20 protein-coding genes are annotated in these 21,666 nt (G+C 64.2%); 11 read left to right on the forward strand and 9 right to left on the reverse strand.

The features are described from left to right. Positions 1-46 precede the first annotated feature (46 nt). Both RCO24_RS16230 and RCO24_RS16235 read left to right on the forward strand, forming a co-directional pair. Positions 47-526 (forward strand): hypothetical protein, encoded by a 480-nt coding sequence (locus RCO24_RS16230; protein ID WP_308963585.1) that lies wholly within the window; start codon positions 47-49, stop codon positions 524-526. A 150-nt stretch (positions 527-676) separates the two neighbouring features. After that, positions 677-1,228 (forward strand): YSC84-related protein, encoded by a 552-nt coding sequence (locus RCO24_RS16235; protein WP_308963587.1) that lies wholly within the window; start codon positions 677-679, stop codon positions 1,226-1,228. Between the two features lie 42 nt (positions 1,229-1,270). On the opposite strand, the gene RCO24_RS16240 is transcribed toward RCO24_RS16235, so the two are convergent. Continuing rightward, positions 1,271-2,815, reverse strand: a complete 1,545-nt coding sequence (locus RCO24_RS16240) for a diguanylate cyclase domain-containing protein (RefSeq protein ID WP_308963588.1) — start codon at positions 2,813-2,815, stop codon at positions 1,271-1,273. A gap of 196 nt (positions 2,816-3,011) precedes the next feature. Then, the gene (locus tag RCO24_RS16245) at positions 3,012-3,488 is read right to left on the reverse strand and encodes a YbhB/YbcL family Raf kinase inhibitor-like protein (RefSeq protein ID WP_308963589.1); all 477 of its coding nucleotides are present in this window, start codon (positions 3,486-3,488) and stop codon (positions 3,012-3,014) included. A 185-nt stretch (positions 3,489-3,673) separates the two neighbouring features. On the opposite strand from RCO24_RS16245, the gene RCO24_RS16250 reads away from it, so the two are divergent. Beyond that, a complete protein-coding gene (locus RCO24_RS16250) occupies positions 3,674-4,657 on the forward strand; it encodes a zinc-dependent alcohol dehydrogenase family protein (RefSeq protein WP_308963874.1) in 984 nt (327 codons plus the stop codon). 21 nt (positions 4,658-4,678) lie between these two features. On the opposite strand, the gene RCO24_RS16255 is transcribed toward RCO24_RS16250, so the two are convergent. Both RCO24_RS16255 and RCO24_RS16260 read right to left on the reverse strand, forming a co-directional pair. After that, positions 4,679-5,278 carry a nucleoside 2-deoxyribosyltransferase gene (locus tag RCO24_RS16255; RefSeq protein WP_308963591.1) on the reverse strand — a complete coding sequence of 200 codons (600 nt, stop codon included), beginning with the start codon at positions 5,276-5,278 and terminating at the stop codon, positions 4,679-4,681. Positions 5,279-5,281: 3 nt separating this feature from the next. Continuing rightward, entirely contained in the window at positions 5,282-5,704 is a 423-nt protein-coding gene (locus RCO24_RS16260; RefSeq protein ID WP_308963592.1) for a hypothetical protein, read from the reverse strand. A 134-nt stretch (positions 5,705-5,838) separates the two neighbouring features. Between RCO24_RS16260 and RCO24_RS16265 the strand changes: the two genes are divergently transcribed. Together RCO24_RS16265 and RCO24_RS16270 are read left to right on the forward strand one after the other, a co-directional pair. After that, positions 5,839-6,102 (forward strand): hypothetical protein, encoded by a 264-nt coding sequence (locus RCO24_RS16265; RefSeq protein ID WP_308963594.1) that lies wholly within the window; start codon positions 5,839-5,841, stop codon positions 6,100-6,102. A gap of 140 nt (positions 6,103-6,242) precedes the next feature. Further along, a complete protein-coding gene (locus RCO24_RS16270) occupies positions 6,243-6,437 on the forward strand; it encodes a hypothetical protein (protein ID WP_308963596.1) in 195 nt (64 codons plus the stop codon). A gap of 84 nt (positions 6,438-6,521) precedes the next feature. Here RCO24_RS16270 and RCO24_RS16275 read toward each other — a convergent pair whose 3' ends face one another. The 4 genes from RCO24_RS16275 to RCO24_RS16290 all read right to left on the reverse strand — a co-directional run bounded on the left by RCO24_RS16275 (position 6,522) and on the right by RCO24_RS16290 (position 12,647). After that, complete coding sequence (locus RCO24_RS16275; RefSeq protein WP_308963597.1) at positions 6,522-7,403, reverse strand: aldose 1-epimerase family protein; 882 nt, start codon at positions 7,401-7,403, stop codon at positions 6,522-6,524. Between the two features lie 312 nt (positions 7,404-7,715). Next, positions 7,716-9,698: an RNA polymerase sigma factor RpoD gene (gene rpoD / locus RCO24_RS16280; RefSeq protein ID WP_308963598.1), complete on the reverse strand. Its 1,983-nt coding sequence runs from the start codon at positions 9,696-9,698 to the stop codon at positions 7,716-7,718. Between the two features lie 271 nt (positions 9,699-9,969). Beyond that, entirely contained in the window at positions 9,970-11,985 is a 2,016-nt protein-coding gene (dnaG, locus tag RCO24_RS16285; RefSeq protein WP_308963599.1) for a DNA primase, read from the reverse strand. A 212-nt stretch (positions 11,986-12,197) separates the two neighbouring features. Continuing rightward, entirely contained in the window at positions 12,198-12,647 is a 450-nt protein-coding gene (locus RCO24_RS16290) for a GatB/YqeY domain-containing protein (RefSeq protein ID WP_308963600.1), read from the reverse strand. Positions 12,648-12,915: 268 nt separating this feature from the next. Here RCO24_RS16290 and carA point away from each other — a divergent pair, with 268 nt between their 5' ends. The 6 genes from carA to RCO24_RS16320 all read left to right on the forward strand — a co-directional run bounded on the left by carA (position 12,916) and on the right by RCO24_RS16320 (position 21,101). After that, positions 12,916-14,118 (forward strand): glutamine-hydrolyzing carbamoyl-phosphate synthase small subunit, encoded by a 1,203-nt coding sequence (gene carA, locus RCO24_RS16295; RefSeq protein WP_308963602.1) that lies wholly within the window; start codon positions 12,916-12,918, stop codon positions 14,116-14,118. Between the two features lie 167 nt (positions 14,119-14,285). Then, positions 14,286-14,912, forward strand: coding sequence for a hypothetical protein (locus RCO24_RS16300; RefSeq protein ID WP_308963603.1), 627 nt, complete (start codon positions 14,286-14,288; stop codon positions 14,910-14,912). 105 nt (positions 14,913-15,017) lie between these two features. After that, entirely contained in the window at positions 15,018-15,668 is a 651-nt protein-coding gene (locus RCO24_RS16305) for a hypothetical protein (RefSeq protein WP_308963605.1), read from the forward strand. Positions 15,669-15,835: 167 nt separating this feature from the next. Continuing rightward, positions 15,836-19,189, forward strand: coding sequence for a carbamoyl-phosphate synthase large subunit (carB, locus tag RCO24_RS16310; protein WP_308963606.1), 3,354 nt, complete (start codon positions 15,836-15,838; stop codon positions 19,187-19,189). Between the two features lie 117 nt (positions 19,190-19,306). Next, positions 19,307-19,780, forward strand: a complete 474-nt coding sequence (gene greA / locus RCO24_RS16315) for a transcription elongation factor GreA (protein ID WP_308963877.1) — start codon at positions 19,307-19,309, stop codon at positions 19,778-19,780. A 67-nt stretch (positions 19,781-19,847) separates the two neighbouring features. Further along, the gene (locus RCO24_RS16320) at positions 19,848-21,101 is read left to right on the forward strand and encodes an MFS transporter (RefSeq protein ID WP_308963607.1); all 1,254 of its coding nucleotides are present in this window, start codon (positions 19,848-19,850) and stop codon (positions 21,099-21,101) included. A gap of 37 nt (positions 21,102-21,138) precedes the next feature. On the opposite strand, the gene RCO24_RS16325 is transcribed toward RCO24_RS16320, so the two are convergent. Next, the gene (locus RCO24_RS16325; protein ID WP_308963608.1) at positions 21,139-21,621 is read right to left on the reverse strand and encodes an Lrp/AsnC family transcriptional regulator; all 483 of its coding nucleotides are present in this window, start codon (positions 21,619-21,621) and stop codon (positions 21,139-21,141) included. Between the last annotated feature and the right edge of the window lie 45 nt (positions 21,622-21,666).

A 21,666-nucleotide genomic window follows, 5' to 3' on the forward strand; every position in this document is an offset into this window, starting at 1 on the left:
CGGTCATAGTCTTCTGGCGAAAACGGACGAGGGTGTGGGAACGAGCATGCTGGGTCTCGGACAGGCGGGGATGAAGCGCGCGACGCTGGGGTTCGTCGTTGCGGCGCTGGTGGCGGCAGTCGGCCTGACACGTACGGCCGAAAGCGGCGAAGCGGGTCTCGTCGAGGTGAAGCTCGGCCTGAACAGCATCAGCAAGACCGAGCGCGAGACGCTTTGGCGCCGCGTCGACGAATACGCGACCGTCGATGCGCTGCTCGATTTCTGCGGCAAGAAGCTCAATCTTCAGAGACGCACGTGGGTCGCGGTGGCGCCGTGCGTCGAGGTTTCGTCGCTGCGCAAGGTCGCGGCGGTCTTCCGCGCGAAAAAATCGACCTACGTCAAAGCCTGGGAGGAGGCCTTCGCCGATCCCGAGAAGAAGAAGACGTTGTGCGAAGCGCAAAAGCCGAAACTCGCGGAATATACGCGGATTCTCGATGCCCATATCTCGGAAGCCGCCACCATGTGCAGCGCCTGCCTGTTCTGCTGAGCAGGCCCTGGGGAACGGACGGGTTTGCCAAAGCGCCACGCTGAGGTGCTGACGCCACATTCGCTCCATGGTTTTCGATGCATGGTTGCAGTAGATGATGCAGCTCCGATGAGTCGCGTCGCAACCTGCTGTCCTTGGGGGAATTTTCCGATGTCGCCGAAAGCAACCATCCTCAACGTGCTGCTCGCGATCGCCTTGCTGTTCGGCGCGGCGCGCGGCGCCAACGCCGCGTCTGCCTATGAAATCGACGCCGATGTCGACAACGCGCTGGGGCATTTCTATCGCACCGTGGGCGGCGCGCGCGAACTCGTGCGCGATGCCGCGGCTGTGCTGGTGTTTCCTTCCGTCGTGAAGGCCGGAATGGGCATCGGTGGCGAGTATGGCGAGGGCGCTCTGCGCCGGCGTGGCCATACCGAAGGCTATTACAATACCGTCTCGGCTTCGTTCGGCTTTCAGCTCGGCGTTCAGGCGCGCACGGTCATCATTCTATTCATGACCGAAGAGGCGCTGGGAAGCTTCCGCCGCAAGCACGGCTGGAAGGTCGGCGTCGATGGATCGGTTGCGCTCGTCACGGTCGGCGTGGGCGGTTCGGTCGACACCAATCAGATCAAAAAGCCGGTGATCGGCTTCATCCTCGACCAGAAAGGCCTGATGTACAACCTGACGCTCGAGGGCTCCAAGATCACCCGCATCGATCGCTGATCGATCCGGCGCGGGGCGAGCGAAGGCGCGCGCGGCCGAATGTTAGGCCGCGCGGTCCGTGACGTTGTCGGCCTTGAGTGCCGGAGTTGCGATATCGAGCAGGAGCTGGCGGATGTCGGGAAGCTCGGACAGCTGGCCGGTGTCGAGCGAGGCATCGTAGACGCGTGAGCAGCCGCGCCCGTCGCGCTTGGCTCGGTAAAGCGCCATGTCGGCCTTGGCGAGCCAAGCGTCGATCGACAGCGTGGAGGGCGTCTCGAACACCGCCGCGCCGATGCTGACGCTGACGTCGAGTTCGTGGCCCTGGAACATAACCGGCTGCATCAGCGTATTTTGCAGCAGGTTTGCGGCCTCCGCGGCTTCGGTCCGCGAGGCCAGCGGCGCGGTAACGGCCGCGAACTCGTCGCCACCGAGCCGCGCGGCGATGGTGAGACGGCCATCCAGTCCCTTGAGCCGCTGTGAGATCGCCCGCAGGATCGCATCGCCCGCGGCATGGCCAAGCGTGTCGTTGACGGTCTTGAAGAAATCGCAGTCGATCAGCAGCACCGCGAAGGTGCCGCCTTGCTTGCCCGTGCGCGCCAGAATTCCTTCAAACACGTGCATGAACCAGCCTCGGTTGGCGAGACCGGTTGCCGCGTCGTGGCGCGAGGCGTGAATGGCGGCCTGCTCGCTTTCGGCGAGCCGCCGCGTGAGGCGCCGCACGGTGATCGCCGCAACCAGCGTCATCAGCGCGATGAGGCCAAGCGAGACCGCGATGGCGGGCAGCGCTGCTCTCAGGATCGCGAGGCCCGGCGACGAGAAATCCCACGTGACGTAAGTCACGATGTTGCCCTGCGTGTCCCGGATCGGGTGCGAGTGCTCGCCGGTTACGGTGGTGTGGCTCGCGGCGACGTGCTCGAGACCGTCGATATGCGAAAGCGACTCGAGCTTGTCGAGCAGCGTCTCCGTCATCACCTGCACGCCGAGCAGCAAAGTCGGCTCTTGCGGTGTCTCATGATCCTCGACGTCGGGCGTGAACGGCGAGACCGTGACCATCGCCGATTGGCCGCCGATCTTGATGATGTCGTTGACGTAGATGCCATCGCTCATGGCGCCGGGTAGCCGCTCGTCGAAGCCGTCGCCGGAAGCGCGCGCGGTGCGGTAGAGCGCGCGGGCTCTGTCCATCGGACGCTGTGCCGCCGCCAGAATAGGTGCGACCGTCTCCGGCGGCGGAGCAGCTTCGATCTCGCTCGAGAATATCGCCTTGCCGCGTCCGTCGATGATGAAGAGCTGCTGCACGCCCTCCGAAGAGAGCGCCTGCTTTCCGAAGTTCTCGCGAATCCAGTCTTGCCGTTTCGACAGCACGACATTGCGGAACGCCGTATCCCACATCGTCTGGGACAAAACCTCGGAGGCGTGCAGGTCGCCGAGCATCCTGATGCCGCGTTCGAGCGCCGCCGTTTCGCGCTGTAACGCGCTCTCGTTGATCTTGTCGACCACCATCAAGGTGTCTTTGCCGAGCAGGATCACTGCGATGAAAGCAGGAAGGCCGATCGCCAGCCCGACCCATCGGACGAGCGCCGTACCATTCGCTGCTTGATTGTGAGACATGCCGGATCCCCCCGTCGTCCTGATCAAGACAACCAAACTACTGACGACGTCTTGAGGGAGGTACAACGCAAACCGTAAAACACGGTGCTTTCGGGAAAGCTTTCGTTGACCAAGTCTAGCCGGGTGACGTCGGAAACGCCGCAAATCCGCTCCTTACGGAAGCGGCCGACGGTGCATTGCGAGCCCCTGGCGTGCGTCAACTTTTAAGATACGTGCCGATCAGCGTCGCCTGGGCCAGAACGTGCCCGGCCATGGCCGCCTCGACCGCCTGCTTCGTCGGCGGTGCCTCGAAACCCGCGAGCCGGATGTCGAGCGCATAGAGCTTATGGAAATAGCGATGCCGGCCGATCGGCGGGCAGGCGCCGCCGAAATCGGCCCGCCCCCAGTCGTTGAGGCCCACCTGCGTTCCTGGCGGCAGCCGGTTGGGCGGCACGGCCTCCGCGAGAGCCGAGGCGTCCGGCGGCAGATTGTAGAGCACCCAATGCACCCAGGTTCGCTGCGGCTTGGCCGGGTCCGGCGCATCCGGATCGTCGACGATCAGCACCAGGCTCTGCGTGCCCGGGGGAACGCCGCTCCAGCCGAGCGGCGGCGAGACGTCCTCGCCCTGGCAGGTATAGAGGCTCGGAATCGGCCCCCCATCGGCGAATGCGGTCGAGGTGAGGGTGAGCGTCATGGAAGCCTCCCTTTTTAAGCGGATTGAAACGAGGCACGGACCCGGCGTGCGCGTCCTAGATTTGAAACAAGGCCAGCGGGCTGTTTTGAGTCTGTGATGTGGCACCTGTTGTGGCACGACAGGAAGGGAAACGCGCTAGGATTGCCTACGGGTTCCGCGAGCTGGAGGTTCGCTTGTCCGCAACGATGAAAGCGATGCTTTTGGATGCGCCTGGCGCGGCCTTGCGGCTTGCCGATATCGCAATCCCCGAGCCCGGACCTAAGCAGGTCCGCGTGAAGGTCGCCGCCTGCGGGGTGTGCCGCACCGATTTGCATGTGGCAGACGGCGATCTCACCGATCCGAAGCTGCCGATCGTACCTGGGCACGAAATCGTCGGCCGCGTCGACAAGACCGGCCCGGGCGTCATCCGCTTCGCGATCGGCCAGCGCGTCGGCATTCCATGGCTTGGCCACACCTGCGGTTCCTGCCGCTACTGTCGCGACGGCCGCGAGAACCTGTGCGACCATCCGGGTTTCACCGGCTATCAGATCGACGGCGGCTACGCCGAGTATGCCGTTGTCGACGCTGATTACTGCTTCCCGCTCCCCGAAGGCCTCGGCGACGTCGAGGCCGCGCCGCTTCTGTGCGCCGGCCTCATCGGCTACCGCACGCTGCGCATGGCGGGGCCGGTCAAAACGCTCGGCATCTATGGCTTCGGAGCCGCTGCCCACATCGTCGCGCAGGTCGCGCGTCACCAAGGTATGGAGGCTTATGCGTTCACGCGACCGGGCGACACCGCGGCGCAGGTTTTCGCGTGTGAGCTTGGCTGCGTCTGGGCGGGTGGCTCGGACGAACGCCCGCCCCAGCCGTTGGACGCCGCGCTGGTGTTCGCGCCGGTTGGTGGGCTGGTGCCACTCGCGCTCGAAGCGGTCCGCAAAGGCGGTGTCGTCGTGCTCGGCGGCATCCACATGAGCGAGATTCCCGCGATGCCGTATGCGTTACTGTGGGAGGAGCGCGTCATACGCTCTGTCGCGAACCTCACCCGCCGCGACGCCGAGGAGTTTCTGGCGCTCGCCCCACGCGTCCCCGTGCGCACCCACACGACGGCACTCCCGCTCGCGAAGGCCAACGAAGCCCTCGATCGCCTGCGTCGCGGCGAATTAACCGGCGCGCTCGTGCTGGTTCCGTAGCCGTCTCGGAGCTGGAGGGCGTCACACGGCAAGCGTTCGACGCGCAAGCGCGAGGCAATCGCGAAAGCCTTGGAGATCCGACAGAACGCGATCCGGCGCCACGTCGCGCACCACGAACTCGCTGCCGGTATCCAGCACGGCAATCGCGATCATCAGATTCTCGGCGAGACCGAAATCCTCGATGTCGGCGCGGCGCGTTTCGATATCCCACGACGCATGAACTTCCTGCGGCGTCGATCGCACGCGGCGCGCGTAGTCGGCGGCGACGTTGCTGTAGCCGAGCACGGGCTTGCCGAGCGCGCGCATGAATCCGATCTCGAACGCCGTGCCGCTGTCCATGCTGGCGCCGCGAAACGGCGTGCAGTTGGCGACGATGAGATCCGAGCTGCGCATCAGCGCCTCGTTGCCGTGGCTGATCGCACGCGCCAGCGCTTCCGGCGAGAGGTTCCGGCCGTTGATCTCGTTGTCGAGCGGAAACACGCCTTCGAATCCGAATTCCGCGCAGATGCGCTTTTTCTGGACGCCCTGCGCGACGGGATTGTCGAAGAAAACTTCCGGCCCGGCGAGATAGACGCGGAGCGGCTTGGCGCGCCCGCCCGTAATGTCGTGAGACCCAGCCACCCGTTACTGCTCCTTTCCGCTTTCGACATGAAAGCGGTGCAGCACCCGATGCGCGATCGGCGCCAGCACGAACCCCGCGCCGATGACGATGATGAGACCGGAGAGGATCGCGTAGGACCCGGCAAACACCTTGCCCGCTGTCGTATGCAACTCCGCGACCGGCCCCATGCCGGAGAGGATCATCGCCGCGTTGACGAAGGAATCGGCGAGCCCCATGCCTTCGGTCCACGCGTATCCGATCATGCCGATCGCAAGCCCGCCGAACGTGAGCAGCAGCCAGAGCCCGATCGCCCCGGCCATGCGCTTGGCAAACGCGGTCCGCGAGATCACCTTCTGGTGTCGCGGCTCGAAGCCAGTGAGCAAAGGGCGCTGGGTGCGTGGCATGCCGTGAGAATAGGACGAGGCGCGCCATGGCGCCAAGCTCAATGAGGGCTTCCGGCAGAGTTCCAGATTGGGACGTCGGATCTAGGCACACCTGGCGCTCGCGGACTGCCGGTGCCCCGCGAACTGAGATAGATTGGTGGCGAGAGACCTGACAAGCCACCTGCGAGAGGAGTGCCATGCGCCAGCGCAATCAAATACGAAACGTCCGGCCCATGCGCGCCGCCGGCTCTGTCTCTGCAATCCTGGCGCTGTGGGCGGCGCTGTATCCTGCGCTGGCAGAGGCCGCGTCGTCGGCCCGCACCCGCCAGCTCGCGGCCTCGCCGCCCAAGGACTGTACGCGTTTCAACGGTCGCTTCGGCTATTACGCCAACCCGTGGTGCTCGCCCGCCGAGCAGGAGCGCTGGGACCGCTGGGAGGCGGCGCGCGCGAAGCTGCGTTGAACTGGTCTGCGCGTGAAGTCTATTACAACCATTTGCAATGATTTGAATTTTTGTAAGCTTCTCGCCACACGGTCGCCGTTGCGTGGCCATTTCCGCTTCCTACATGTCCTCGCGTAGTTCAACAGTGCGGAGGACAATCCATGCAGCTGACAAGCGGGTTCCGGGCCGACGCCGCCCAGGTACGCGACGAGACCTACACGAGCATCATCGAGCACGCCAAGGCGCAGGCGCGCCGTTACGCGGCGCTGGACACGCGCGAAGGGCGCACCGCCGCCGTCGCGGTGTTGCGCTTCGCCCGCAGCCTCCGCGCCCGCCGCAATCGGCTCAGTGCGTAGCTCACTGCCGGTTCCCAACAACAAAGCCCCCGAGCATCCCTCGGGGGCTTTTGTTTGATCAGGCCGCCCGGCGCGCGCATCTGATCACACGCCGACCAACTCGATCCCCATGCGCCAGACGCGCCGCTCGCGGGGCGCGAGCCGCACGATGCCCGGCTTGTCCCAGATCTCTCCCGTGAACCCGGCAGGATCCGCATAGCCCTGCCACGGCTCGACACAGACGAACGGAGCGCCCGGCTTCGACCAGATGCCGAGATGCGGCGTGTCGGGATAAGAGATGCGAAGGCCGTGACCGTCGCCCGCGCCATAGGTGAGCCCTTGTCCTTTGAGTTCGGTCAGAACGAGGGCGCCATCCGCGAACAGCGTGTCGTCGAGCCACAAGGTGCGCCCATCGAGGTGATCCGGCCGGCCTGCCGCCACGAGCAATCCGTTTGCGTCGGGTCGAAAGACGGCCGCCGTCTCGGCTTCGTCGAACAGAATGAAATGGTCCGCGCGCGCCGCGCCAAACGGCAGCGGCCAGAGAAACGCCGGATGATAGCCGAAGCTCGCTGGCAACGGCGCATCGCCGGTGTTGGTGAGCGTCGCCGTCACGGCGAGCCGCGCACCCGCGATTTCGAACCCGAGATCGAGCGCGAAGTCGAACGGATAGACGGCGCGCGTCTCCGCGCAGTTTTCGAGACGCAGCGTCGCGTTGTGATGGCATGCCGCGATCGGCGTGAAGCGGCGGCGGCGGCCGAAACCGTGTTGCGGCAAGGCGTAGGTTGCTTCCCCGATGCGATAGCTGCCATTGGCGAGCGCGCCAACGATGGGAAAAAGGATCGGCGCTCGCCCGGTCCAGAAGGTGCCATCGCCGTTCCAGATGAGATCGCGTCCCGCGGCATCCCGCAGCGTCCATAGCTCCGCACCGAGCGTGTTGATCGAAGCGGAGAGAAGGGGGCTCGCGATCGAAATAATATCTACAGTCACGGTATGTCCAGGGACTCAAAACTTGCGGGCGTAATCCTTGCTCACGTGCTTCGTAATGTAGCTAGCCAATCCACGTCCCTGTTGTGCAAGACGCTTCATCGTCTCGACATGCTCGCGACCTGTGTGGCTATAGTTGTACTCGTACGCGACGTCCTTTTCGAACCATACGCAAACTAATGACGGACCAATCGCAAAAAAGCGGACGGGCGAATTCCCACTGACATTGCGGTATGTCTGACGCTGTAGTCCTTCCATGTGTCTGCCCCCAGAAAGCAAAAAAGCCCCCGAGTTTCCTCGGGGGCTTTTGTTTGATCAGTTATCCAGGAAGCTGCGCAGCTTCCGGCTCCGGCTCGGATGCTTCAGCTTCCGAAGCGCCTTGGCTTCGATCTGGCGAATACGTTCGCGCGTGACCGAGAACTGCTGGCCGACTTCTTCCAGCGTGTGGTCCGTGTTCATGCCGATGCCGAAGCGCATGCGCAGCACGCGCTCCTCGCGCGGGGTCAGCGAAGCCAGCACCCGCGTCGTCGTCTCGCGCAGGTTCGCTGCGATCGCCGCCTGATCCGGCAGCACCGCGTTGCGGTCTTCGATGAAGTCGCCGAGATGCGAATCCTCTTCGTCGCCGATCGGCGTTTCGAGCGAGATCGGCTCCTTGGCGATCTTCAGAACCTTGCGCACCTTCTCGAGCGGCATCGCGAGCTTTTCGGCCAGCTCTTCCGGCGTCGGCTCGCGGCCGATCTCGTGCAGCATCTGACGCGAAGTCCGCACGATCTTGTTGATCGTCTCGATCATGTGCACGGGGATGCGGATGGTGCGCGCCTGATCCGCGATCGAGCGCGTGATCGCCTGACGGATCCACCACGTCGCGTAGGTCGAGAACTTGTAGCCGCGGCGGTACTCGAACTTGTCGACGGCCTTCATCAGGCCGATGTTGCCCTCCTGGATGAGATCCAGGAACTGCAGGCCGCGGTTCGTGTACTTCTTGGCGATCGAGATCACGAGGCGAAGGTTGGCTTCCACCATTTCCTTCTTGGCCTGCCGCGCCTCGCGCTCGCCCTTCTGCACCGCCTTCACGATGCGGCGGTACTCTGTGATTTCGAGGCCGGTTTCGGTCGCGAGCTCGTGGATGTTGCCGCGGATCTGCGCAATGCCGGGGCGCTCATTCTTGATGAGGTTGCCCCACTTCTTGCCGTTCTCGGCCATCCGGTCGAGCCAGGTCTGGTCGAGCTCGTTGCCGAAGTATTCGTCGATGAACTGCTGGCGCGGAACGCCGTAGCTGTCAGCCAGCCGCATCAGGCGGCCTTCGAGGCCGACGAGGCGCCGGTTGATCGAGTAGAGCTGCTCGACGAGGCTTTCGATACGCGCGTTGTTGAGCGAGAGGCTCTTCACGTCGGTGATGATCTCTTCGCGCAGCTTGTCGTAAGCCTTCTGCTGCTGGCGCGAGCCGGATTCGCCCGCCACCTGCTGCTCGAGCTTCTTGTCCTGCTGCTTGCGCAGCTTCTTGTAGGTGCCCGCGATGTTGTCGAAGGTTTCGAGAACCTTCGGCTTCAGCTCGGCTTCCATCGCCGCGAGTGAGAGCGCGTTCTCGAACTCGTCCTCGTCTTCGCTCTCTCCCGGAGTAGGGGGCGCGCCTTCTTCGCCGGCGGCCGCTTCCTCTTCGCCTTCGCCCTCTCCGGCAATCGGCGGCGCCTTGGCCTCGGGGCCTTCGTAGGTGGCTTCGAGATCGATGATGTCGCGGAGCAAAATCTTGCCTTCGTTGAGCTCGTCGCGCCAGATGATGATGGCCTGGAACGTGAGCGGGCTTTCGCAGAGTCCGGCGATCATCGCCTCGCGGCCGGCTTCGATGCGCTTGGCGATGGCGATTTCGCCCTCGCGCGACAGAAGCTCGACCGAGCCCATCTCGCGCAGGTACATGCGGACGGGATCGTCGGTGCGTTCTGCGGGCTCCGCGCGCGTTTCAGAGCGCGCCGGCAAACCGCCCGCGGTGACCACGGCCCGGCTGTCGTCCTCGTCGGCGTCGGGAGCGGCCGCATCCGCACCCTCTTCGCCTTCTTCCGTCTCGACGACGTTGATGCCCATGTCGGACAGCATCGCCATCGTGTCTTCGATCTGGTCCGGAGAAACCTCCTCGGACGGCAGCACCGAGTTGAGCTCGTCGAGCGTGACATAGCCCCGGGCCTTGGCCGTCTTGAGCAGGCGTTTGACCGCCTGATCGGAAAGGTCCAGCAGCGGGCTATCGCGCTCTGCCGGTTCGGCTGTCGCGGTATCCTGCTCTTCGTTCTTTGCAGCGTTTGCCATGTGTCTCAACCGTCGCCAAAGAGTGAGGGGAGGGCGCGCTGTGTGGCGCCCGGTATCTCAGAGTGAAGCCCCGTCGGTCTCGAAACCGCGGAGCAAAAATCGATCGCAGATAGAAGGTCGGTCCATCGTGCCGGTAGGGACGCCCGACTTCGAATGCGAGACCCGGCGGCGCAAACAGTCACAAGCGGCGGCTCCGACCTCGAAGAGGTGGAAGCCCCGCCCAAAACTGGCCGAGCAGGTCGCGTTTCCGAACGTGGCGCTCCCCCTATCGTCAAGACGAGTGACCGAATTCGGCCGCTATGTCGAAAGCGTTCGTACTGCTCAACAGCTCGAGCTGCTGCTTGAGATCGCAGATGCGGGCAAAAGACACCTCACTCCGATCCTCAAGCCAAGCCTGCTCAGCCGCCTCCAGCGATCGCTGTAACCCTACGTGCCGCTCGTGCATCGCGAGGGCGTGGCGCCAGCCATCTTCCACCTCGGTGCGCCCGGCATCGGGCTCAGCAAATCGATCGCACTTATGCGATACCGCGCGTTCGACAAGGGTCAAGGTCTTGCCGTCGCTGGATTTGTTCAAGTGGGTTCGAAGAGTCTCTGTGTCAAGTGAATTGTCAAGGGCATGGGCAGAAAGGATCGCGTCGCGTAGCCGGGAAAGCGCACCGGACGTAAACGGCAGCTCGGCGATGGCCTCGGCCTGCTCGTCGATCAACCAGGGGTGGTTGAGGATCACCTTGATCAACAGCGCTTCCCGCTGCGGCGGCAGACTGGTTTCGGCCGCAACGAGCGAACTTTTCCTGAGGCTGGAACTAGCGTTAACGTGCTCGGAGCCGTGCCCGAGGCTTGGTGGAAACTTCTTCTGAGGAAGGCCGCGACGGGCACCCGAAGGCGCGCCGAACCGGCCGTTCTGAGAACTGCCCGCGCGCTGCCAAGCGCCGCTTGGACTGCCGCTCCGCCCATCTTTGCTCCCGGACCGCGACCCTTCGCCCCCGTTGCCGCTTTGGCCGCGCCAGCTGCTCTCGCTGAGGCCCCAGGCCGCATCGAGCCGCTGCTTGAGGGCATGCCGGTAGTGGGCGCGGACGCTTTCGTCCTCGATTCGGGCGATCAGGCCTTTGAGCGTCTTTTCGAGCCCAGCGCGCCGCTCGGGCGTGGACCAGTCGCCCTGGCTCCATTCCCGTTCGAACAAAACGTCGATCAGTGGACGCGAACGCCCGAGGCAGGCATCGAGTGCGGCAGGGCCCTGCTGGCGCACGAGATCGTCCGGGTCGAGTCCGTCGGGCAGGAAGGCGAACATCAGGCTCGCACCCGGTTTCAGGTGCGGTAGCGCCGTATCGACGGCCCGGAATGCAGCGCGCTTGCCGGCGCCGTCGCCGTCGAAGCAGAGGATCGGCTCGGCCGACATGCGCCAGAGCAGGTTGAGCTGATCTTCGGTCAGCGCGGTGCCGAGCGGCGCGACGGCTTCCGTGAAGCCGGCTTCCGCAAGTGAGATCACGTCCATGTAGCCTTCGACGGCGAGCACGCGCTCCTTGTCGTGGGCGGCTGGGCGGGCGCGATGGGCGTTGAACAGCAGATGCCCTTTATGGAAAAGCGGCGTTTCCGGCGAATTCAGGTATTTGGCGTTCTGCTCCGGGTCCAGCGCACGACCGCCGAACGCGACGATCCGGCCCTTCGCGTCGCCGATCGGAAACATCACCCGGTGACGGAATCGGTCGTAGGCCACGGGTATGTCGTCGCCCGAGATCAGCATGCCCGAGAGCGACATTTCTTCGAGGGTATAGCCGGCCTTTGCCAGGTGATCCTTCAAGGCGTGGCGGGAATTGGGGGAGTAACCGACGCGGAACGTCGCGAGGGTTTCGCGCTTGAGGCCGCGCTTCTCGATATAGCGGCGGGCCTCGGCGCCACTGGCGCCATGAAGGGCAGCTTCGAAGAACTTCGCCGACTCTTCCATCAGCGCCAGCAGCCGCGTGCGCTGATCCTCGCGCTCGCGGTCCTCCGCTTCGACCTTGGGCAGCGGCACGCCGGCTTCCTCGGCGAGCTTTTCGACGGCTTCCGGAAAGCTCAAACCCTCGGTGGTCATCAGGAACTTGAAGATGTCGCCGTGCTCGCCGGACGCGAAGCAATGGTAGAAGCCCTTCTGGTCGTTCACGAAGAACGAGGGCGTCTTTTCCATTTTGAAGGGCGAGAGGCCCGAGTACTCGCGACCCTTGCGCTTCAGCGAAACCTTGCGGCCCACGACCTGGCTCACCGGGAGCCGGGCTCGGATCTCGTCCAGGAGATGGGGCGAAAATCGCATGGGGCCTGAAAAGTCCGCAGCTGGCAGAAAATCGAGATGTCACGAGCCGTTATCGGCTCATGACGAGCGAACCTATTAGTTACGCGATTCGCAGATCACCCCGGCGTCAGCTCACCGGTTTCGCGTGCTTGTGAGCACAATCCACAGGGGGGATGGGCAACGGGCAGGCGCACGGAGACGGCGCTTCCTGCCTGTTGCCGGCTGCCCGTTGCCTACTTCAGCAACTCCTTCAGCACGCCACTGGCCTTGCCGAAATCCATCTGCCCGGCAAACCGCTCCTTGAGCGCGCCCATGACCCGGCCCATGTCCTTGGGGCCAGCCGCGCCAAGCTCGGTGACGAGGGCTGCCACTGCCGCCTTCACGCCCGCTTCGTCCATCTGCTTCGGCAGATAGTGTTCGATGACGACAACCTCGAATTTCTCCTGGTCCGCCAGGTCGGTACGCCCTGCCTTTTCGTAGGTGGCGATGCTCTCGCGGCGCTGCTTCACCATCTTCTGCAGGATCGCCACCACTTCCGTGTCGCCGACCTCGATGGGCGCTTGCCCGCCCACGCCGATCTCGCGATCTTTGATAGCGGCCGTGATCAGGCGCAGCGTGGAGAGGCGCGCCTTATCGCCGGCCTTCATGGCGTCTTTAACGTCTTGGGTGATGCGCGCGCGCATGGGGCAAAGTCCTTTGATCCGTAAATCTGTCCGCGCGGTATATAGGCGATGCGCGCGCCGAGCGCGAGTTTGGCGCTGAGCAGCGCATAATATTGACGCGCCTTCATTCCGTTGCGCCCGATTTCTTGACGCGGTGGGCGCCCTCGCATAGGTTCCGCCGCGATCCATGGACCCGGCCCTTGAGCGGACGCCCCTTGCTTAGCACGCGAACGGCTTTGTTGCGTGTGCGAGACGAGCCGCTTCGAGCCCAAAACGAGCCCGTCGCCCGATGAAAACCACGCCCGCGCCCTGGACCGAAACGCCTCAAACGGCCCGCCTCGTGCTGGACGACGGAACCGTGATTTCCGGTGTCGGCCTCGGTGCGGTCGGCTCGGCCGTCGGCGAGGTCTGCTTCAACACCGCGATGACCGGCTATCAGGAAATCCTGACAGACCCCTCCTACGCAGGGCAGATCATCACCTTCACGTTCCCGCACATCGGCAACATCGGCACCAATAGCGAGGACACTGAAACCTCGAATCTCGCGTCCCGTTCGGGCGTGCGCGGCTGCGTGCTGCGCGCCGAGATCACCGACCCCTCGAACTATCGCGCCGGCTCCCACTTCGACGCGTGGCTGAAAGCGCGCGGAATCATCGCCATTTCCGGTATCGACACACGCGCGCTCGCAGCCCTCATCCGCGAGAAGGGCATGCCGAACGCCGTGATCGCGCACGAGCCCTCGGGCAAGTTCGATCTCGACAAGCTCAAGGCCGAAGCCAAGGCTTGGCCGGGCCTCCTGGGCCTCGATCTGGTGCCCGACGTGACCAGCGGCCAGAGCTACACCTGGGACGAGACGCGCTGGGTTTGGGGCAAAGGCTATGGCCGCAACGAAAGTCCCGACTTCCACGTCGTCGCCGTCGACTATGGTTTGAAGCGCAACATTTTGCGCTGCCTGGCGTCGGCCGGATGCAAGGTGACGGTGGTGCCGGCCAAGACCTCGGCTGAGGAGATCCTTGAGCGCAAGCCGGACGGCGTGTTCCTTTCGAATGGCCCCGGCGACCCCGCTGCCACCGGTGAATACGCGGTGCCGGAGATCAAGAAGCTCGTCGCTTCGGGACTGCCGGTGTTTGGCATTTGCCTCGGCCACCAGATGCTCGGTCTCGCGCTCGGTGCCAAGACCAGGAAGATGCATCAGGGGCATCACGGCGCCAACCATCCAGTCAAGGATTCGAGCACCCAGAAGGTCGAAATCACATCGATGAATCATGGGTTTACGGTGGATCGCGAGACGCTGCCGAAGGGCGTCGTCGAAACCCACGTTTCGCTCTTCGACGGCACCAACTGCGGTTTGGAGCTCGAAGGCCGTCCGGTGTTCTCGGTCCAGTACCATCCGGAGGCTTCGCCAGGCCCTCAGGACAGCCACTATCTGTTCACGCGCTTCGTCAACAAGATGCGCGAGCAGAAGGCTCAGCCGCTGAAGCCGGAGCGGTGAGGCTGGAGGCGGGAACGGCGCTCATCATGACGCCGAATTAACCCGGCCGAACATCGACTTTTTCCCGACAGGGCGTATAGGATGCGCGCCGATCGGAAAGCTCCTTTGAATTTCGGAGCTTTCCGGCCAGGAAACGCCTAACGCTCAGCAACGGAAGAGACGCCGAGATGCGCCCCAGCCTGATCACAAAGAACAGCTTGATCACCAAAACGAGCCTGATCGCCTATTCGATGGCAGCCCTCGTCGTGGCTGCCCCGGCCGCGTTGGCCTGCGATGGCAAGACCGAGGTGGAAGCCGCCTTCACAGCCCAGCACAAGGGTCCGTGGCGCACCGAGACCGAATCCAAGAGCGACACCGGTGTGGTGCAGACCCAGACCTTCGATTACCAGCCCCCCGATCGCATTTATCGCAAGGTGGTCTCTGGAGAAGAGAGCGCCGAAACCATCGGCATCGGCAAGGTGGCGTGGAGCAACGAAGGGGCCGGCTGGCAGGAGTTGAAGGCGGGTCTCGCCGATATCATCGCCACCCACATGAAGGGCTCGTTCGCTCCGCCCAAGGTTTCCGTCGAGTTCAAGTGCCTCGACGCCGTAACCTACGAGGGCAAGAGCTATGTCGGCTACCAGACCACGCCTGAGACGGTCGAAGGCAAGACGCTCGCCCGCACGATCCTGGTCGATCCGGCGACCAAGCTGCCAACCTTCAACCTCGTCGCGGCGCCCGATCTCTCCGGCGAGCCGTTGATGAAGGAAGCCTACAGCTACCCGACCGACATCAACATCGAAAAGCCGCTCTGAGCGGCTAACGTCGGCCCGCCGTCTGGTGAGAAGCCGATCAATAAGAAAAACGGCCCCTCGCGGGACAGATCGCGGAGGGGAGTGGTTCAGGAAGGAAACGACACGATGTCTTTGAAGCACGGCAATGGCGCCATTGCCTCACTGGTTCTCGCCGCCAGCCTGTTCGCGACGGGCGCGGCGTTCGCGGATTGCTCCACCGAGGTCGCGCTGGCCGTGAACTCGCAGGGCAAGCAGAAATTCCTGCGCAAGGAAACCAACATGTTCACCGAAGCCGGTCCGGTGAAAATGGTCGTTGAATATCAGACGCCCGATCGCATGCGCCAGACCCTGACCCCGCTCACCGAGGGCAAGGGCGTCGAAAGCATCGTCGTCGGCGAAAAGGCCTGGACCAACAACGGCGAGGGCTGGAAGGTGGCCCCTTCGCAAGAGACCGATCAGCTCGTCCAGTACATGATCAAGAGCATCGCGCAGGTTTACCAGGAGGTCGGTAAATTCGAGTGCCTTGGCACCGAGCATGTCGAGGGCCGCGAGCTTCGTGCCTACCGTGGCCTCGACGAGGCGCCCAAGGACCCCAAAAAGGGGCCGGCAGCACCGAAGAACGAGGCCGTCCGGATCGTCTACCTGGACCCGGCCACTAATCTTCCCGCCCGCAGCATTTTTGCCCGTCCGGGCTTCATCGACAAACCGATTTTCAAGGAAATCTACACCTACCCTGACAAAATCGAGATCGAGCCGCCCAAGGATGTCGTGAAATAGCCAACCTGGATCGGTTACGAGTGAGCTTTTGGCGAGGGTGTCGTTTGACACCCTCGTTTGCTGTGGAGCGCCCCTGCGCTGGTCCAAGATGGCGCAGGTGAGGGGTGGTCAACGCAGCGTCTCTGCTATAGCCAAACCCGAACCCGTCGAATAGAACCGGCCTCGCCATGCCAAAACGCACAGATATCGACTCCATCCTCATCATCGGCGCCGGCCCGATCGTCATCGGCCAGGCGTGCGAGTTCGATTACTCCGGCACGCAGGCCTGTAAGGCGCTGAAGGCGGAGGGGTACCGGATCATTCTGGTCAACTCCAACCCCGCCACCATCATGACCGATCCGGAATTGGCCGATGCAACCTACATCGAGCCGATCACGCCCGAGATCGTCGCCAAGATCATTGCCGAGGAGCGCCGCCAGCGCCCGAACGAAAAGCTCGTCCTGCTGCCGACGATGGGCGGACAGACCGCGCTCAACACCGCCCTCGCCCTCGAGCGCCAGGGTGTTCTCGAACAATACGGCGTCGAGCTGATCGGCGCCCGCGCCGAAGCCATCGACAAGGCCGAAGACCGCAAGCTCTTCCGCGAGGCCATGGACCGCATCGGTCTCGAAAGCCCGCGTGCCGTGATTGCGTCGTCGCCGCCGATCAAGGACGCCGAAGGCCATATCGTCGGATACGACACGCAGGTTGGTATTGCCGAGGCGTTGCGCGCGCTCGATACCGTCGGATTGCCGGCCATCATCCGCCCCGCTTTCACGCTCGGCGGCACCGGCGGTGGCGTGGCCTACAATCGCGAGGAATTCGAGCAGATCGTGCGCTCGGGCATCGACGCATCGCCCGTCGGTCAGATCCTGATCGACGAGAGCCTGCTCGGCTGGAAGGAATACGAGATGGAGGTCGTCCGCGATAAGGCGGACAACTGCATCATCGTCTGCTCGATCGAGAACATCGATCCGATGGGCGTGCACACCGGCGACAGCATCACCGTCGCGCCGGCTCTTACGCTCACCGACAAGGAATACCAGATCATGCGCGACGCCTCGCTGGCGGTTCTGCGCGAGATCGGCGTCGAAACCGGCGGCTCCAACGTGCAGTTCGCGGTCAATCCCGAAGATGGCCGCCTTGTCGTCATCGAGATGAACCCGCGCGTCTCGCGCTCGTCGGCCCTTGCCTCGAAGGCCACCGGCTTCCCGATCGCCAAGGTCGCCGCGCGCCTGGCCGTCGGTTACACGCTGGATGAGCTGGACAACGACATCACCGGCGGCGCGACGCCAGCCTCGTTCGAGCCGACCATCGACTACGTCGTCACCAAGATTCCGCGCTTCGCGTTCGAGAAGTTCCAGGGCGCCGACACCACGCTGACCACCGCCATGCGTTCGGTCGGCGAAGCCATGGCCATCGGCCGCACGTTTGCCGAAAGCCTGCAGAAGGCGCTCCGCTCGATGGAGACCGGCCTCACCGGCCTCGACGACATCGAGCTCGAAGGCATCGGCCAAGGCGACGACAAGAATGTCATTCGCGCGGCTCTGGGCCGCCCGACACCCGATCGCCTGCTCAAGGTCGCACAGGCTCTCCGTCTCGGCCTCGACGCCGAGCAGGTGCATGCCTCCTGCAAGATTGATCCGTGGTTCATCGCCCGCATCCAGGAGATCCTGGAAGTCGAAGCGCGCGTGAAGGCGCATGGCCTGCCGACGTCTGTCGCGCACATCCGTTCGCTCAAGTCGATGGGCTTCTCGGACGCGCGTCTCGCCAAGCTCGCCGGCAAGACCGAAGGCGAAGTGCGTGAAGCCCGCCTCGCGGCCGGCGTGCGCCCTGTCTACAAGCGCATCGACACCTGCGCGGCCGAGTTCGCCTCTCCGACCGCGTATATGTACTCGACTTACGAAACCGGCCTCACCGGCGATCCGGTCTGCGAAGCCGATCCGTCTGATCGCGAGAAGATCATCATCCTCGGCGGCGGCCCGAACCGTATCGGCCAGGGCATCGAGTTCGACTATTGCTGCTGTCACGCCTGCTTCGCGCTCACGGCCGCGGGCTACGAGACCATCATGGTCAACTGCAACCCGGAAACGGTCTCCACCGACTACGACACCTCGGATCGCCTCTACTTCGAGCCGCTGACCGCCGAGGACGTGCTGTCGATCATCCGCCGCGAGCAGGAAAGCGGAACGCTGAAGGGCGTCATCGTGCAGTTCGGCGGCCAGACGCCGCTGAAGCTCGCGAGCGCGCTCGAGGAAGCGGGCGTGCCGATCCTCGGCACATCTCCCGACGCGATCGACCTCGCCGAGGACCGCGACCGCTTCAAGGCCCTGATCGAGAAGCTCGGCCTGCGCCAGCCCGAAAGCGGCATCGCTGCGACGCCGCAGGAAGCCGCTGCCATTGCCGAGCGCGTGACGTTCCCGGTCGTGATCCGTCCGTCCTACGTGCTGGGCGGCCGCGCCATGGAGATCGTCCACGATCGCTCCGAGGTGGATCGCTACATCACGCGCCTGTCGGCGACGCTCGACCGCCCGTCCGAGTTGGTCGTGTCGGCCAAGCGGCCGCTGCTGATCGACCGCTATCTCGCCGACGCCATCGAGGTGGACGTCGACTGCCTGTCCGACGGCAAGGATACGTTCGTCGCCGGCATCATGGAGCATATCGAGGAAGCGGGCATCCACTCGGGCGATTCCGCCTGCTCGCTGCCGCCGCACTCTCTGTCGCCGCAGATCATCGCCGAGCTCGAGCGCCAGACGCGCGAGCTCGCGCTTGCCCTCGGCGTCGTCGGCCTCATGAACGTTCAGTTCGCGATCAAGGACGATGCGGTCTACGTGCTCGAGGTTAATCCGCGTGCGTCGCGCACGGTGCCGTTCGTCGCCAAGGTCATCGGCAAGCCGGTTGCCGCCATCGCGTCCGAGATCATGGCCGGCCGCCCGCTCGCGAGCTTCGGCCTGAAGCCGGCCGAGATCAACCACGTCGCCGTTAAGGAAGCGGTGTTTCCGTTCGCGCGCTTCCCGGGCGTCGACCCGATCCTCGGCCCCGAGATGCGCTCGACCGGCGAGGTCATGGGCATCGATCGCGACTTCTCGATCGCCTTCGCCAAGAGCCAGCTTGGCGCTGGGCAGAAGCTGCCGACCGCCGGCACCGTGTTCGTGTCGGTCAAGGACGGCGACAAGGACCGCATCATTGCACCGCTCCGCGAGCTGACAGATCTCGGCTTCAAGGTGATCGCGACGCGCGGAACGCGCCGCCACCTCCAGGCCGCCGGCGTGCAATGCGAGGTTGTGAACAAGGTGTTGGAAGGCCGCCCGCATATCGTGGACGCCATTAAGAATGGCGACGTGGCGCTGGTCTTCAATACAACCGAAGGCGCCAAAGCTGTGTCCGACAGCAAGGACATCCGGCGCACGGCCTTGCTTCACCACGTTCCGTATTATACAACTTTGGCAGGCGCGGTGGCAGTGACGCGCGCGATAAAGGCCCTGAAGGCCGATATCCTCAAAGTGGCTCCGTTGCAGGCTTATGTAAGCCGCACCTCTTGAGACGTTTGAGCCACCACTGGCTTTATCTCACGACCAAGTCCCATTAGCGTATCGGGATATCACGAATTAGGGTGCTGGCTCACGGGCCGCGCCGAATGGGAGACTTTAGCGATGTCGATGGAACGTGTTCCGATGACGGTCGAGGGCTTCAAGTTCATCGAGGCGGAGCTCCATCGCCTGAAAGCGGAAGAACGCCCGCGCATCATCCAGGCGATTTCCGAAGCCCGTTCGCACGGCGACCTCAGCGAGAACGCGGAATATCATGCCGCCAAGGAAGCCCAGGGCATGAACGAGGCCAAGGTCGCCGAGCTCGAGGACAAGATCGGCCGCGCTGAAGTCGTCGATACGTCGAAGCTGTCGGGCGACACGATCAAGTTCGGCGCCACCGTCACCCTCGTCGACGAGGACACCGACGAGAAGGTCAAATACAAGATCGTGGGCGATCTCGAAGCCAACGTCCGCGAGGGCAAGATCTCGATCTCGAGCCCGATCGCGCGAGCCCTGATCGGAAAATCGAAAGGCGACACCGCCGAGGTGACGACGCCCAAGGGCGCGCGCTCGTATGAAGTGCTGAAAATCGAATGGAAGTAGCCTGAAGCCACAAGCGGCGCGAGGCAGGGTTCGAACGCACCATCGCCGCCGCTGTCGGAGTGATTAGTTGGACAAGGACGTAAGAGCCGGCGCAGGCACGGGACCGTCGCCATCGGCCTTTGCCTACGTCGCGTTTCGCCTCTATTGGACGGCGCGCTTTCTCAACGGCTTTGCGACGCAGATCGTGTCCGTGGCTGTCGGCTGGCAGATCTACGACGAAACGCGCGATCCCTTCCTGCTCGGCCTTGTGGGGCTCGTCCAGTTCGCACCCGCGCTCGTCTTCGTGCTCGTCACCGGGTCGGTGGCGGATCGCTACAACCGGCGCGCCGTCATGGCGCTCTGCATCGCCCTCGAAGCCCTCACTGTCGCTACCCTCGCGGCCTTCTGGATGCTGCACGACGCCAGCGGCCCCGGCCATCCGGTCTGGCCGGTCTTCGTCATCCTGACCTTCTTCGGCGTGGCGCGTGCCTTCCTGACGCCGGCGCTGCAGTCGCTCGTCGCGAACCTGGTTCCGCGCGAAGTCTTTGCCAACGCGGTGGCCTGGAACTCGTCGTCGATGCAGGCGTCGTTCACCGTGGGCCCCGCCGTCGGCGGCCTTCTCTACGGCCTCTCGCACCTGGCGGCTTACGGCGTGGCGTTCGTGCTGTTCGCGACCGCCGTGGTGCTCGTCGCGCTCATTCCCAAGCCCGAGCAGCACACCACGTCGGAACCGCGCACCATCGAGAGCATGCTTGCGGGCGTGCGCTACATCTTGAGCAACCCCGTCGTGCTCGGCGCCATTTCGCTAGATCTGTTCGCGGTGCTGCTTGGCGGCGCGACGGCGTTGCTGCCGGTGTTTGCGCGCGACATCCTCGAAGTGGGGCCGTGGGGCCTCGGCCTCTTGCGCTCGGCGGCGGGCGTCGGCGCGCTGGTGATGGTGTTCTGGCTGGTGCGCAATCCCATCCAAAATCATGCCGGCAAGATCATGTTCGCGGGCGTCGCGGTTTACGGATTAGCGATCATCGTGTTTGGGCTTTCGACCACGCTCTGGCTTTCGATCCCGGCGCTGTTCGTGATGGGCGCAGCCGACATGATCAGCGTGAACATCCGGTCCACCCTCATCCAGCTCGCGACCCCGGACGAGGTCCGCGGACGCGTCACGGCGGTGAATTCCGTTGCCATCGGCGCTTCGAACGAGGTCGGCGAATTCCGGGCGGGCACGATGGCGGGTTTCATCGGTGCCGTGCCGGCCGTCGTCATCGGCGGCGCGGGAACGCTCATCATCACCGGGCTCTGGACGCGCCTGTTCCCGCAGCTCTACGCGCGGCGCAAGCTGACGTAACGATGGATCTCTCCCGGCAAGCGGAGAGAAGGCGAAGCTAATCTCCATCGGCCTCCGTCAGCGTGACGCCGGGCGCGAGCTTGGCGCGGCGGATGGCGAGGCTGGTCTTGACGCTCGCCACGTTGGGCGCCGCCGTCAGCTCCTTCAGGATGAAGTCCTGGAACGCCGGCAGGTCGGGCGCGACGCACTTCAGAATGTAGTCGCTCTCACCCGAAAGCATGTAGGCTTCACGCACCACCGCCCAGCCGAGCACCCGGTTCTCGAAGGCGCGAAGATCCGGCTCCGACTGGCTGTGCAACCCGACCATCGCAAAAGCCGTCAGCTCGAAGCCCAGCGCGCGCTCGTCGACCAGCGCCGTATAGCCCTGGATCACGCCCGCATCCTCGAGGGCGCGCACACGCCGCAGACACGGCGGTGCAGAAAGTCCGACCCTTTGCGCCAGCGCCACATTGGTGAGCGCTCCGTCCGCCATAAGCTCGCGAAGAATCCGCCGGTCGGTCGCGTCGAGTCGAAGGGCCATGAAGGTCTCTTGGTTTTGGTACTGGGTAGGGGTTAAGCCAGGCGA

It is taken from the genome of Hyphomicrobium sp. LHD-15 (assembly GCF_031157355.1).
Taxonomy (GTDB): Bacteria; Pseudomonadota; Alphaproteobacteria; order Rhizobiales; family Hyphomicrobiaceae; genus Hyphomicrobium_C.

Bases quoted from the DNA above. Each gene is read 5' to 3' on its own strand.
- RCO24_RS16240 (WP_308963588.1), bottom strand. From the start codon at position 2,815: ATGTCTCACAATCAAGCAGCGAATGGTACGGCGCTCGTCCGATGGGTC.
- greA (WP_308963877.1), top strand. From the start codon at position 19,307: ATGGAACGTGTTCCGATGACGGTCGAGGGCTTCAAGTTCATCGAGGCG.
- RCO24_RS16250 (WP_308963874.1), top strand. From the start codon at position 3,674: ATGAAAGCGATGCTTTTGGATGCGCCTGGCGCGGCCTTGCGGCTTGCC.
- RCO24_RS16300 (WP_308963603.1), top strand. From the start codon at position 14,286: ATGCGCCCCAGCCTGATCACAAAGAACAGCTTGATCACCAAAACGAGC.
- carB (WP_308963606.1), top strand. From the start codon at position 15,836: ATGCCAAAACGCACAGATATCGACTCCATCCTCATCATCGGCGCCGGC.
- dnaG (WP_308963599.1), bottom strand. From the start codon at position 11,985: ATGCGATTTTCGCCCCATCTCCTGGACGAGATCCGAGCCCGGCTCCCG.
- RCO24_RS16230 (WP_308963585.1), top strand. From the start codon at position 47: ATGCTGGGTCTCGGACAGGCGGGGATGAAGCGCGCGACGCTGGGGTTC.
- RCO24_RS16305 (WP_308963605.1), top strand. From the start codon at position 15,018: ATGTCTTTGAAGCACGGCAATGGCGCCATTGCCTCACTGGTTCTCGCC.
- carA (WP_308963602.1), top strand. From the start codon at position 12,916: ATGAAAACCACGCCCGCGCCCTGGACCGAAACGCCTCAAACGGCCCGC.
- RCO24_RS16290 (WP_308963600.1), bottom strand. From the start codon at position 12,647: ATGCGCGCGCGCATCACCCAAGACGTTAAAGACGCCATGAAGGCCGGC.
- RCO24_RS16245 (WP_308963589.1), bottom strand. From the start codon at position 3,488: ATGACGCTCACCCTCACCTCGACCGCATTCGCCGATGGGGGGCCGATT.
- RCO24_RS16325 (WP_308963608.1), bottom strand. From the start codon at position 21,621: ATGGCCCTTCGACTCGACGCGACCGACCGGCGGATTCTTCGCGAGCTT.
- rpoD (WP_308963598.1), bottom strand. From the start codon at position 9,698: ATGGCAAACGCTGCAAAGAACGAAGAGCAGGATACCGCGACAGCCGAA.
- RCO24_RS16235 (WP_308963587.1), top strand. From the start codon at position 677: ATGTCGCCGAAAGCAACCATCCTCAACGTGCTGCTCGCGATCGCCTTG.
- RCO24_RS16270 (WP_308963596.1), top strand. From the start codon at position 6,243: ATGCAGCTGACAAGCGGGTTCCGGGCCGACGCCGCCCAGGTACGCGAC.
- RCO24_RS16265 (WP_308963594.1), top strand. From the start codon at position 5,839: ATGCGCCAGCGCAATCAAATACGAAACGTCCGGCCCATGCGCGCCGCC.